General features: G+C 58.5%; 12 protein-coding genes. 4 read left to right on the top strand and 8 right to left on the bottom strand.

Features of this window, described 5'->3' with window-relative positions; genetic code table 11:
* Positions 1 to 45: 45 nt before the first annotated feature.
* The 8 genes from ACNJX8_RS11215 to bioB all read right to left on the bottom strand — a co-directional run bounded on the left by ACNJX8_RS11215 (position 46) and on the right by bioB (position 7,859).
* Entirely contained in the window at positions 46 to 246 is a 201-nt protein-coding gene (locus tag ACNJX8_RS11215) for a hypothetical protein (protein ID WP_439360654.1), read from the bottom strand.
* Between the two features lie 65 nt (positions 247 to 311).
* A complete protein-coding gene (gene panC / locus ACNJX8_RS11210) occupies positions 312 to 1,181 on the bottom strand; it encodes a pantoate--beta-alanine ligase (RefSeq protein WP_439360653.1) in 870 nt (289 codons plus the stop codon).
* A 3-nt stretch (positions 1,182 to 1,184) separates the two neighbouring features.
* On the bottom strand, positions 1,185 to 2,063 hold the full coding sequence (gene panB / locus ACNJX8_RS11205) for a 3-methyl-2-oxobutanoate hydroxymethyltransferase (RefSeq protein ID WP_439360652.1): 879 nt from the start codon (positions 2,061 to 2,063) through the stop codon (positions 1,185 to 1,187).
* Between the two features lie 1,273 nt (positions 2,064 to 3,336).
* Positions 3,337 to 4,602 carry an adenosylmethionine--8-amino-7-oxononanoate transaminase gene (locus tag ACNJX8_RS11200; protein WP_439360651.1) on the bottom strand — a complete coding sequence of 422 codons (1,266 nt, stop codon included), beginning with the start codon at positions 4,600 to 4,602 and terminating at the stop codon, positions 3,337 to 3,339.
* On the bottom strand, positions 4,599 to 5,237 hold the full coding sequence (gene bioD / locus ACNJX8_RS11195; protein WP_439360650.1) for a dethiobiotin synthase: 639 nt from the start codon (positions 5,235 to 5,237) through the stop codon (positions 4,599 to 4,601). The genes ACNJX8_RS11200 and bioD overlap by 4 nt, the downstream gene beginning before the upstream one ends.
* Complete coding sequence (locus ACNJX8_RS11190; protein WP_439360649.1) at positions 5,234 to 6,385, bottom strand: 8-amino-7-oxononanoate synthase; 1,152 nt, start codon at positions 6,383 to 6,385, stop codon at positions 5,234 to 5,236. Before ACNJX8_RS11190 ends, bioD begins: the two co-directional genes overlap by 4 nt.
* Before the next feature lie 76 nt (positions 6,386 to 6,461).
* A complete protein-coding gene (gene panD, locus ACNJX8_RS11185) occupies positions 6,462 to 6,815 on the bottom strand; it encodes an aspartate 1-decarboxylase (RefSeq protein ID WP_128946091.1) in 354 nt (117 codons plus the stop codon).
* A 51-nt stretch (positions 6,816 to 6,866) separates the two neighbouring features.
* Positions 6,867 to 7,859, bottom strand: coding sequence for a biotin synthase BioB (gene bioB, locus ACNJX8_RS11180; protein WP_439360647.1), 993 nt, complete (start codon positions 7,857 to 7,859; stop codon positions 6,867 to 6,869).
* A gap of 114 nt (positions 7,860 to 7,973) precedes the next feature.
* Here bioB and ACNJX8_RS11175 point away from each other — a divergent pair, with 114 nt between their 5' ends.
* The 4 genes from ACNJX8_RS11175 to ACNJX8_RS11160 all read left to right on the top strand — a co-directional run bounded on the left by ACNJX8_RS11175 (position 7,974) and on the right by ACNJX8_RS11160 (position 11,204).
* Complete coding sequence (locus tag ACNJX8_RS11175; protein ID WP_128946089.1) at positions 7,974 to 8,609, top strand: GntR family transcriptional regulator; 636 nt, start codon at positions 7,974 to 7,976, stop codon at positions 8,607 to 8,609.
* Positions 8,610 to 8,744: 135 nt separating this feature from the next.
* Positions 8,745 to 9,062 carry a Dabb family protein gene (locus ACNJX8_RS11170; protein WP_439360646.1) on the top strand — a complete coding sequence of 106 codons (318 nt, stop codon included), beginning with the start codon at positions 8,745 to 8,747 and terminating at the stop codon, positions 9,060 to 9,062.
* A gap of 154 nt (positions 9,063 to 9,216) precedes the next feature.
* Positions 9,217 to 10,611, top strand: coding sequence for an aminodeoxychorismate synthase component I (gene pabB / locus ACNJX8_RS11165; protein WP_439360645.1), 1,395 nt, complete (start codon positions 9,217 to 9,219; stop codon positions 10,609 to 10,611).
* Entirely contained in the window at positions 10,608 to 11,204 is a 597-nt protein-coding gene (locus ACNJX8_RS11160) for an anthranilate synthase component II (RefSeq protein ID WP_439360644.1), read from the top strand. Before pabB ends, ACNJX8_RS11160 begins: the two co-directional genes overlap by 4 nt.
* Positions 11,205 to 12,051: the final 847 nt, after the last annotated feature.

The following is a 12,051-nucleotide window of genomic DNA, read 5'->3' as shown; positions in this document are numbered from 1 at the left end:
GCACTCTGACTTGGAAATTCCTCAACGACAAGCCATGTCTTAGATCTATCGCCACATCGTTGGTGCTCTGGAAAGAGCTTCCTGACCGATCTGTTTAAGCAGATGGGGGCGCGTCTCACCTCTGGTGGCGGCCTCCAGGATTTTGGAGGCAACGTAGGCGCGGACGCCGGCGTCATACGGTGAGACGCTCTCGCAAACCTCATCCAGGATCGTGCGCAGGAGCGCGGTCGTGGCACCTTCCAGCATTGGGAGATCTCCCTCATCCCATCGAGGAAGATAATGGGCATTTGCTGGACCGCAACGCAAGTACATCAGATCGTAAGAGCCTCCGCGACTGGCGACCAGGACAGGACTACATTGTCGATCAACCGAGTCGAGCCGACGAACGCTGCGACACAGAGCACCGCCGGATAGCGCAGAGGGCTCTCGGCAATCCTGAGGGTCCCAGTGTCGACAAGCTCAAGGTACTGCAGTCGATCGACCCTTTCCAAATGCTTTCTTGCAAGCGCAATCAGCGTTGCCGCGTCGCGCTCCCCTGAGGCAAACTCCTGCGCTGCGGCGAACAAGCCACGGCTGATCGCAAGGCTACGACCACGTTCTTCCGGGCTGAGATAACGGTTGCGACTGCTCATTGCCAGCCCATCTGGCTCCCGCACGGTTGGCACAGTGACAATCTCGATCGGAAGATTCAGATCAACGGTCATGCGGCGTATCACAGCGCATTGCTGAAAATCCTTCTGTCCAAAGTACGCGACGTCCGGCTGCACCATGTTGAATAGCTTGCAGACGACAGTCGCTACACCACGAAAATGTCCAGGCCTGAAAGCTCCGCACAGCGTTTTTGCGAGTTCGCCCGGCTCGACAAAGCTCTCAAATTGAGCCGGATAGATCTCCTCTGCACTCGGCGCAAAGATGATGAAGACCCCGGCACTGCGGCACAACGCTTCATCGCGCGCGAAGTCGCGAGGGTACCTGCTGAGATCCTCATTTGGGCCGAACTGAGTGGGGTTGACGAAGATGCTAACGACAGTGACGTCGCAGTGTCCCCGGCTAGCCGAGATCAGGGCCAGGTGGCCGTCGTGCAAGTATCCCATCGTCGGAACGAATCCGATGCGCTTATCGGCATTGCGAACGTCTGCAAGGGCGCGACGCAGCTCAGCGACCTTCGTAATGACTTGCATTTCTTACCTTGAGGTTGAGTTGGAGGGCACCCAGTTGGCTACGGCATGCCGAAGCTGATCAGGAAGCCGATAGCACTCCTCTGAGCCGGGGAATGCACCTTTGTGGATATCGGCAGCCCAGCGCGACAGCGCCTCCTGGAACAGCTGGAATCCATTGGCATATGCACGAACGAACTTGGGGCGATGACCTTCGGTTAGCCCCAAGACATCATGAAACACGAGCACTTGGCCCGAGCAATCACGTCCTGCTCCGATCCCGATGGTCGGTATCGTGAGAAATTCGGTCGCTCGCGCCGCGAGCTCGGCAGGAATACCCTCCAAGACCAGCGCGAAGCAGCCGGCTTCCTGCAGACGGTGCGCGTCATCGAGCAGCCGCAAGGCGGTATCCGTTGTCCGTCCCTGCACCTTGAATCCACCCATGACGTTGACGCTCTGCGGGGTCAGACCGAGATGTCCCATCACAGGAATTTCGCAATCGACCAAGGCGCGTACCATCTCGATGCGTTTGGCACCACCCTCGAGTTTCACAGCATCGGCGCCACGCTGCAGAAAACCTCCTGCATTGCGAATCGTATCCTCAGAACCGACATGAAAGCTCAGAAAGGGCATGTCGGCCACAAGCAGCGCATGAGGCCTCGTGCGCGCAACAGCCTCCAGGTGATGATTCATCATGGCCACGCTGACGGGCAGTGTGTTGTCGAATCCCAGGCAGACGTTTCCAACGCTATCGCCGACCAGGATGATATCAACAATGGGATCCGCGATGCGCGCCGCAACCGCATCGTAGGCGGTGGTCATCACGACACGCCGTCCTTCATCCTTCCACTGCTGCAGTGCCGGAATCGTGACACGCTCTAGAGGCTGCTCTGAACTGTGGCTCATATTGAATCCGCTCCCCACACACCGTCGGCGCTTCCTAGAGAACGCGGGAGAAGCCTGTCAATGGCATGGAGGATGGAGATCCCAGTTCTCTAGAACTGGAGAACAGCGCAAAAACAGTCCAATGGTCGCGCAACCATGAGGCAAGACCTTCCTCATCGCGATCTCACCGCCCGATGGCTCGTCTTCCGTGCAGTTTCAGCGGCTATGCCAGCCGCGACCTCAATCGAGGAGTGGCGCTCGCGACGAGCCATCATCTGCACGCGTTTCTGGGCCGATTGCAGTCTCTCCAAACGGTGACGGCTCGACCGGAGCGAGCTGCAGATGCACGCAGTGGGGACTTCGTCTTTAGGGCACATCTGCGTGTCGCCCCTAGGGGTACTCGTTAGACTCCTGCTTCGGCGCTGGCGCACCGAGCAAAGCAAACGGATGGCAGGCCAGGAACGTCCAAAGGTGACAGGCCGCTGTAAGCGCAGCGAGAGGCGCAGTCGAGTAGATGTCGTCGCGAAGGCGCTCAGACCGAGCCAGCCTGCTGGCCCTGTAGGCCCTGAAGTCGATTAGTTTTGCCGATGTTTCTGTCACTTGATTTCCACGCGCTCTAGAGGGCACTCGAATTCTCTGACCAGGGCCGTACCGGCACAACTCAGTCCATTCCTAAGCCGCTCGCCGCCGTCGAAGCCATCTCTGATCGGCCTCCCGCCGCTCCTTGAAGCGGTTGACGCATTTCTTGGAGCAAAGGGCCGTTCGCCAGCAGTAATGGCGGATCAGCCCAAACTTTCCGCCGCATATCGCGCAGCATGTGGCTGAATGGTCGAGGGAATTACGGAAGCCAATGTGCATTCTCGCCTCCTATCACACATTTACTTGGGAAGCCCCGCTGCCCTCTGACCACAGCGCCACGCGCGCACCAAAGGTGTGCGATCGCCCGGCGGGCCGTCTCCCTGGTTCTTGCAGCCATCAAGAGCCTTGACTGTGATGTGCGGCTGCCTCGCGAAGCAGTACTTTCCGCAGAAAGCCTCGCCGAGAATTTGCTCAAGATAATGGATTTCTCTATCGCGATTAACGCAATTCGCCCGACATTTCGGCCAAATGCTGCGCCTTTCATGGCTAGCCCGCAGGATTTCTGCGGCAGTTGGGATCCCGGAGCGCTTAAGTGCTTAGCACGATCCGCCTGCGAGCTTGGGGTGCTGCATTCTCGTTGCACTATCAAGCGGCAGCAATATGGACACTTTCGCCTTGCAGGACACTGCAGACGATTGCACAGTTCTCGTGCATCTCACATCAGCAAGTCAGCAGCGTCGCGGATGGCAGTATAGATTTCATCAAGGTCGGCCGCCGTAACGCAGTAAGGCGGCATCACGTAGATGGTGTTACCGAGTGGGCGTAACAGCAGATTCCGCGCTTGGAAGAAAGCCAAAAGCCTGGGACCGATGTCCGCCAGATAGCCGGCATCGTTCGTGTTGAGTTCAAGCGCTGTGACTGTTCCTGTGCGTCGGACGTTTGCGAACCGTGAATCGGCGCGGAATGGCGCGAGCGCCTGTTCTTGCATCCTGGCCAAGGATGCCAGCCGCCCGCGATATTCCTGATCCTGCCATAGGTCCAGATTAGCCTTGGCGGCGGCACAGGCCACTGGATTGGCCGTATATGAGCTCGAATGAAAAAACGTACGCGTGCGATCTTCAGAATAATGCGCATCGAAAATATCGGCACGACAGAGTGTGACGGCGAGCGGCAGGGCCCCACCCGTGAGGCCTTTCGAATAGCAGGCAATATCGGGCGTGACATCGGCCTGCTCACACGCAAACAAGGTACCCGTCCGGCCCCAGCCGGTCATGACCTCGTCCGCAATGAGCAGGACGTCGAAGGCTTCGCAGATCCGCTTCATCTCTCTTAGCACCGAGGGAGAATACATCAGCATTCCACCGGCACCCAATATCAGGGGCTCAACGATAAAGGCTGCTGGATGTTCGTTTCGACACGCGTTTTCAAGCGCATCGAGCGCTCTTTGCTCACGATCTCTTGCCGGGAACGGAATCGAGGTGACCTCGAACATCAGCGCCCCGTAGGCCGCATTGAAGACGCCTCGGCTACCTACCGACATCGCCCCGATCGTGTCGCCATGGTACGAGTGCTGCATCACCACAATTTGGGTTCGCTGTCTTCCGGTATTGCGCCAGTAGCCGAGCGCCATTTTCAGCGCGACTTCGACGCTGGTTGACCCGCTATCGGAGAAGAACACATGCTCGAGCGCCGGGGAGGTGACCTTCAATAGTTCCGTCGCAACTTGCTCAGCCGGGTCGTGAGTGTATCCGGCGAAGATGACCTGGTTGAGCTTGCCTGCCTGTTCTCGGATCGCGTTCACGATGCATGGATGGCAATGGCCGTGCGTCACGACCCACCAGGAGGAGATTGCATCGATAAGGCGTCGGCCATCTTCGGTGTAGAGATAAGCCCCCTCTCCTCGCAGCACCTTCGTCATGTCCCGCTGTAGAGCATGCTGCGTGAACGGGTGCCAGATCGGCGACCTCTTGGCCATCTTCATAGGTTCAGGAAATCGCCACTAACAAAGGAGTCTTTGAAAGCGGCCTGCAGCCTATCGTCCGTGAGGGGAACCAGCCACGGGAGCCGCCCCAACCAGCGCACTCTCCCGATCTCGCAAATCGCGCTTTCAGTTTCGGAGTTTCTTTCGCCAATGAACGCAATTCCAAGGATTCGAATCTGACGCTTCCGCAGAGCCTCTATGGAGAGCAGGGAGTGATTGATTGTGCCTAGTCCCGTCCTTGCGCAAAGCACGACGGGAAGCTGCCAGCGCTCGAAGATGTCGATGTAAAGAGTGCGCGCTGTCAGCGGCACCATGAGCCCGCCGGCGCCCTCGATCACGAGTTGCCGCTCGCCGCTGTCCGGCAGTCGAAGCGTCTCAGTATCGATGCGAACACCGTCGATCTCCGCGGAGTAATGGGGCGACGCAGGCGTCCGAAGTCGATAGAGCTCCGGGACAATCCGATCGGACGAGAGGCCACCGAGGCGGCGGATGCACTCGGAGTCGGTCTCTCGTTCGAGTCCAGCCTGGACCGGCTTCCAGTAATTCGCGCCGAGAAGGTTGGCGAGCCCCGCGGAAAATACCGTTTTACCGACCCCGGTATCCGTACCAGTCACGACGATCCGCTTATTCCTCAAAACGAGCCCCTCGTCACCTCAACCAGCGCATCGAGCATTGCGCGCACGTCCGCTTCCCCAACATTGAGTGTCAACGAAATTCGCAAGCGGGCGGTGCCTGCAGGGACGGTTGGCGGCCGAATTCCGCGGATATCGAAGCCGCGCGCCTGCAGAGCAGCGGCAAGTCGCATTGCATGAGCATTGTCACCTACGATGTACGGCACGATCTGAGAGGTCGATGGTGTGCGCAAACCAAGCGAGGTGATCTGCCGATGCGCGAACGCAACGAGTTTGGCCAGCCGTTGCTGCCGCTCCGGCTCTTTCTGCAGGGTGAGGAGTGCCTCTCGAACCGCAACGGCCATCAATGGTGACGGTGCGGTGGCAAAAATAAACGGACGGCAGCGGTTGACCATGAAATCGCGCAAGATGCCGGAGGCCGTAACAAGTGCACCCGCCGCACCGAGCGCTTTGCCGCAGGTATGAACGACGATGAGATTTTCGCGCCTGTCATAAGGGGCCGTGAGCCCTCGTCCCTGATGCCCGTAAGCGCCTGTGGCATGAGCCTCATCCACGATCAGAAACGCGTCTTGGCGATCGGCGATTGCCACCAGCTCTTCGAGGGGAGCGAAGTCGCCATCCATACTGTAGAGACTTTCGGCCACAATCCAGACGCCGCCCGCCCCACCTTTGTTTCGCCAGTCGCGAATTGCGTCTTCGACTGACTGGGGATCATTGTGCGCGTGAATTCGACACTCTGCGCGGCCGGCCCGCGCCCCCTCGTGAATACTGGCGTGCACGAGCGAATCGAGAACGAGCAGATCACCGCGCTGCGGCAGCGTTGTCAGGAGGGCAAAATTTGCGATGTAGCCGCCTCCAAAGAAAAGCGCTGCCTCCGCGCCAAAGAACTGAGCCGCTTCCGTTTCGAGCCGTTCATGCTCCTCGCAATTGCCGCGCAGAAGCCGCGACCCGCCGGCTCCAACCGGAGTGCCCGCCTCGAGCGCGGCGACCATCGCCTTTTTGATGCGCGAGGCGCTCCCGAGCGCCAGATAGTCGTTCGACGCGAAATCGATCCCCACGCGCGGCTTGAGGCAGCGCAGCCGTTTATCTTCGTTCAAGGCATTCAACGCTGCGACGTAGGGACCAAGTCTAGGTGTTTGGATTGACCGCATTCATCACTCCGAGGATCGCATCAAATCACGCAAAAGATGCGTTGGCCGTGTAAGAAGGTAGGATGGCCCGCTAGGTTCAACTTGCCAGCATGCGATTGTCTCGGTCCACACGCACAATGCGTGGCTTGAATATCTTTGCTTCGGCCTCGTCGAATGAGGCATATGCAACGATAATGATCTTGTCTCCGGGCATCGCCAGTCGGGCGGCCGCACCGTTCAGGCTTATCGTGCCAGACATCGGCGGTGCCTCGATCACGTAGGTGGCAAAGCGCGTCCCTGTTTCGACATTGTAGATTTCGACGCGCTCGTTGATCACCATTCCTGCTGCGTCCAGGAGCGTACGATCTATCGAGATCGAGCCTTCGTAGTGCAGATCAGCTTCGGTCACTGAGGCGCGATGGATTTTGCCCTTCATCAAAGTTATCTGCATTTCTCACCTAGGCTGGATTGTAGGGGCAACATATTGCGCGCACTGCTTCCGTCAGGCGAGCCTGGACGTGATGCCGAGCCGGGCCAGCAGATCCGCGTCGCGATCAACTTTCGGGTTTTTGGTGGTCAAGAGCACGTCGCCGACGAAGATTGAATTTGCGCCGGCCAAGAAGCAAAGCGCCTGCAATTCATCGGTCATGTATTGCCGCCCGGCGGACAAGCGAACCACACTCCTCGGCATCATGATCCGCGCGGTCGCCAGCAGCCGGACCAGCGCGATCGGATCGGGAGGCTCCGCGGTGTCTTCCACCGGCACGCCCTCGATCTTGTTCCACAGGTTGATCGGCACGCTTTCGGGATGGTTGGGAAGATTGGCGAGCAGCACGAGCATACCTAGGCGGTCCTCGACGCGCTCGCCCATGCCGATAATCCCGCCGCAGCAGATCTTGATGCCGGCATCGCGCACATGCGCCAGCGTATCGATGCGGTCCTGCAGCCTGCGGGTGGTGATGATCTTGCTGTAAAACTCTGGCGATGTGTCGACGTTGTGATTGTAGAAGTCAAGGCCGGCCTCGGCGAGGCGCGCGGCCTGCTTCGGTGTCAGCATGCCGAGCGTGACGCACGTTTCCATGCCGAGTCCTTTTACCGCGTTGACCATGTCGCAGACGGAATCAAGATCGCGATCTTTTGGCGTGCGCCAGGCCGCGGCCATGCAGAAGCGCGTGGCGCCGGCATCCTTCGCGCGCTGCGCGGTCGCAACCACATCGGCGCAGCGCATCAGACGGGTGGCTTTCAGGCCGGTCTCGTAATGCGCGCTTTGCGAGCAGTAGCCGCAGTCTTCCGGACAGCCGCCGGTCTTGATGCTGAGCAGGCTCGCAGTTTCGACGTGGTTTGGATCGAAGTTCTTGCGATGAGCGCGCTGGGCCTGAAGCATCAGGTCGGCAAAAGGAAGGTCGTAGAGCGCCTTAGCCTCTTCGACGTTCCAATGACAACGAATCTGCGCCCCGTTGCCTGTTTCCTTCTGGACTTGCGCAGCAGCATCCATAACCCAATCCCGCTCAATTGTAGATAATCGCGTCAATTATCTATAGTCATTGCTCTCGAAGAGATGCTAATCGAGCTACCTCGCAAATGCACCGGTTATTGCGGTAGATAATCTATGATCACTACTGACAACATGACGACGGTCGCGCGCATCGCGGACTCAATTGCTGAGCGCATTATCAGCGGCGCCTTAGAGCCAGGCGCGCCACTCCGTCAGGATCACGTGGCACGAGAATTCAATTCCAGCCACGTCCCCGTGCGCGAGGCCTTTCGGCAGCTGCAGGCACAACATCTTGTTGTCGCTGTGCCGCGTCGCGGTGTTCGGGTTGCCCCGCTCGATACCCGTTCAGTGAAGGAGATCGCCGAAATGCGCGCCGCGCTCGAAGTGGTGGCATTGCGCCATTCGGGGCCAAGGCTCACAACAGCTCATTTGGCTCAGATCGAGCTCGCCCTGATCGAAGGAGACAATGCAAAGACGATCGAGGAATTTGAGACGGCCAACCGCGCCTTTCACCAAGCCTTGGTCGCGCCGTGCGGAATGCCGCGTCTGCTCGCGAGCCTCGATGGACTGCAGCTTGCCAATTCTCGATTGGTGTTCGCGATGGCGCGATCGGTGGGCTGGCGACCGCGCTCCAATCAAGATCACCGCCTGATTCTGCAAGCCCTGCGAACGCGCAACGTCGACCAAGCCTGTAACCTGCTCACGCGGCACATTCAAACCATTGAGCGCCTTGCCCTTCCGGCGTCCTGAGCAAGTCTGGCAAGCTTCATTGCGGATCGCCGACGATCGCAAGCGACGATCATGCTGCAAGCGACTAGCCTCATTGCAACGCGCTCCATTCCCAGATAGTTATGGCACCCGCTAGCGACATCTCCACGGACGGCCATGATTCGTCACATCGTCTTCTTCAGCGCCAAGGACGAGGCGCATATCGACCTTATCATCGAAGGTCTTTCGCTTCTCACCACGATACCACATGCGCGCCGGCTTGAGGTTGCCCGCAACCGCAAGACCGATCAGCTCGGCAACGATATCGACATCGTGGTCTATGGTGAGTTCGACAGCGAGGCGAAGCTCGCAGCGTACAAAGCGGACGATCTCTACCAGGAGTCGATTAAACGGGTCCGACCGCTCCGCGAGCTGCGGTTCGCGGCCGACTACGATGTATCAATAGATACCCCTCTCGCCTCCACGGCAGGATGATCCAGGTGCTGTCGCAGCAAAAAGTCCACCGCCGGGTTAACTTGGCAATGGGCCTCAAGTTTCGGCCCATCGCAGGCAAGCGTCGTTCTCATCGGGTGGGGCAACAGATGGAACGGCACTTTCACGACGTCAGCCGCCGGTGACCGATAACCCGATGTACGTTCGCGAGTTGCAGTGGGTTGAACCTGTTACAGCGATGCGACGTCTTGGGCATCGATCGCATCTCACGTTTCTCGATAGCGTAGCAAGGCACGAGCTGCTTGGGCGCTACTCATATCTAACGTGCGACCCGTTCAGCACCTATAGGGTCGCGAACGGCCAAGTAAGTTGGAACGGACTGACTCTCGAGGCCGATCCATGGAAGGTCCTTCGCACGCTACTCGCGAAGTACCCGCAAGAGCATCGTCCCGATCTCCCGCCGTTCCAGGGAGGAGCGGCAGGCTACCTTGCCTACGACATGAACAGGACATTGGAGCGATTGTCTGCGCCGGCAATTGCCGGTCTGGGTTTGCCCCAATCCATCCTGCATTTCTATGATGTGGTCATCAGCTTCGACCACCGGGATAACAAATGCTGGATCGTCTCGACCGGATGGCCGGAGCAGGATCGCGTGCGACGGAGCGAACGAGCGCGTCGTCGAGCCGACGAGTTTGCAGCATTGCTTGCCGGCCCAACGGCGCCACAGAAGGGTTGTCCCAGCAGAGCGGGCGCATGGCGCTCGAACTTCAGCCGCGAGGGCTACATTGCGGCGGTACAACGCGTGATCGACTTGATCCTGGCGGGTGACGTGTTCCAGACGAATATCGCGCAGCGTTTCAGCACCCGCCTGTCGATCTCGTTTGATCCACTCGCCTTCTATTGCCAGTTACGATCATTGAATCCAGCGCCTTTTGCGGCCCTGCTGCGATGGGGAAAGCTGACCATCGCATCAAGTTCGCCGGAACGATTCCTGAAGCTTGAGGGGCGACAAGTCGAGACACGACCTATCAAGGGCACGATCGCGCGTTCTCCTGATTTCAAGGAAGACCACCGCCGTGCGGCTGTTCTCCTCGCTTCCGAAAAGGATCATGCCGAGAACACGATGATTGTCGACCTTTTGCGCAACGATCTGTCACGCGTTTGCACTGCGCATTCGGTCGAGGTTCCGGCCCTGTGCAATCTCGAGTCCTATGCCTCAGTGCACCATCTCGTGTCGATCGTTACGGGGACACTTGCCGGAGATGAAGATGCCGTTAGCCTGCTGCGCGCTTGCTTTCCCGGCGGCTCCATCACGGGAGCGCCAAAGCTGCGGTCGATGGAAATTATTGCAGAAATCGAGCGCATAGCGCGAGAGGTCTATTGTGGGGCGATCGGCTTCATCGGCTTCAACGGGCACATGGACACAAGTATTGCGATCCGCACTGTCACGATCGACGGCGACCTGGCTGTGTTTCATGCCGGCAGCGGTATAACGGCCCTGTCGGAGCCCGAGGCCGAATACGAGGAAACGCTCGCCAAGGCAGAGCGAATCTTTGATGCCTTTAATTCTGAACCAGCTGGTGCATTTTGATTGTCATCATCGATAATTACGATTCCTTCGTGTTCAACATTGCCCGCTATTTCCACAAGCTCAGTGAAGCAACGGAAGTGATCCGAAACGACGCTATCAGCATCAGCGAGCTCGTTGGTCTCAACCCGCGCGCGGTGGTCATATCGCCCGGCCCCTGCACTCCAAGTGAGGCAGGAATATCGACAACAGTGGTTCGCGAACTTTCAGGACGCGTACCAATTCTCGGCATCTGCCTTGGACATCAGTGTATTGGGAGCGTTTTCGGAGGACGAGTGGCGCGTGCGCATCGGCCCATGCACGGTCGGCGCTCGCACGTTGCGCATGACGGCCGAGGGTTATTCAAGGGGCTGCCAACCCCGCTTGACGTCGGACGCTACCATTCTCTTATCGTCGAGCTTGATCAGTCATGTGCGCAGAACCTCATAGTGACAGCGCGTTCGGAGGAAGGCGAGATCATGGCCCTCACGCACGGCTATTATCCCACCTATGGGGTCCAGTTTCATCCCGAGTCGATACTTACCTCACAGGGGCACGTCCTGCTTATGAACTTCTTGCGACTCACAGAGGAATTCAGAAACCACGCGGAGCAATGAGAGGGTCGGCCTGCCGGTCAAGATGGTGGACCGTCGGTTTCCGACGTCGTTGGAAGGCGCATCGTCATGTGGCAGGCATTTTGTGGTAATCAGGATCATCTGCAACCGCCGGGCCCCCATACGTAGAAAACCCTACCAGCGCCCCTGTCCGGCTGCGTACCGTCTTGCGTGAGGTCTCGCAGGGATCCTAGCGCCCAAAGGTCGAGCGCGGGATCTAAATGAAAGCAAATGCGAGCAGGCTAGAGCAAAGCAGCGCAAGCCCAGCGGCGGTCAGCGCCAACAGGCTGCCGGACACAATGTCATGATTGCGCATGAACCGTCCTTCATGGCGCCCGAAAGCAGCACGATGGGCTGGCTGCCTTCGCGGTGAGTAGCCAATCACCGGATTACTACTCAAATTCGCTGCACTATTCCTGCGGCCTGCAAGGGAAAATGCATTTTTTGAGCGAATCGTCCCGCTGTTCGGCGGCTACCGGCGAGAACGAACGAGTATCATAATTTGTGAGGTGTTTGCTGGCCAATAGGCTGTGTGCGTGGGATGCCCGTAAGAGCCGCTCCTCCTCCAAGGCACGGGATGTGAGCCGTTTCATAATTGCGATATATCGTTTCGCGTAATCTTTGTTGCATGCGCGTTTTCCTAATCCTCCTCGCGACTTTTACGATCATGTTGGCGGCACGTGACCAGCATCAAAATGGCTTCGTGCCACGCCCGACGGCATCCATGCCCCCGGTCGACGTGCCGTAACCCAAGCACCTGCCTCTGTCCGCAATGACTTGACGCACTTCATCAATATTAGGCACCACTCAGACTCAGCTTGCGATCTGCCCCCCTGCCGTAGGCAGCACA

The sequence above is a fragment of the Bradyrhizobium sp. SPXBL-04 genome, assembly GCF_051853035.1.
Taxonomy (GTDB): domain Bacteria; phylum Pseudomonadota; class Alphaproteobacteria; order Rhizobiales; family Xanthobacteraceae; genus Bradyrhizobium; species Bradyrhizobium zhanjiangense.
The sequence above is the reverse complement of the archived record's forward strand: the minus strand, read 5'-3'. Positions and strand labels throughout refer to the sequence as shown.

Bases quoted from the DNA above. Each gene is read 5' to 3' on its own strand.
- ACNJX8_RS11170 (WP_439360646.1), top strand. From the start codon at position 8,745: ATGATTCGTCACATCGTCTTCTTCAGCGCCAAGGACGAGGCGCATATC.
- pabB (WP_439360645.1), top strand. From the start codon at position 9,217: ATGTACGTTCGCGAGTTGCAGTGGGTTGAACCTGTTACAGCGATGCGA.
- panC (WP_439360653.1), bottom strand. From the start codon at position 1,181: ATGCAAGTCATTACGAAGGTCGCTGAGCTGCGTCGCGCCCTTGCAGAC.
- panB (WP_439360652.1), bottom strand. From the start codon at position 2,063: ATGAGCCACAGTTCAGAGCAGCCTCTAGAGCGTGTCACGATTCCGGCA.
- panD (WP_128946091.1), bottom strand. From the start codon at position 6,815: ATGCAGATAACTTTGATGAAGGGCAAAATCCATCGCGCCTCAGTGACC.
- ACNJX8_RS11175 (WP_128946089.1), top strand. From the start codon at position 7,974: ATGATCACTACTGACAACATGACGACGGTCGCGCGCATCGCGGACTCA.
- ACNJX8_RS11200 (WP_439360651.1), bottom strand. From the start codon at position 4,602: ATGAAGATGGCCAAGAGGTCGCCGATCTGGCACCCGTTCACGCAGCAT.
- bioB (WP_439360647.1), bottom strand. From the start codon at position 7,859: ATGGATGCTGCTGCGCAAGTCCAGAAGGAAACAGGCAACGGGGCGCAG.
- ACNJX8_RS11190 (WP_439360649.1), bottom strand. From the start codon at position 6,385: ATGCGGTCAATCCAAACACCTAGACTTGGTCCCTACGTCGCAGCGTTG.
- ACNJX8_RS11215 (WP_439360654.1), bottom strand. From the start codon at position 246: ATGCTGGAAGGTGCCACGACCGCGCTCCTGCGCACGATCCTGGATGAG.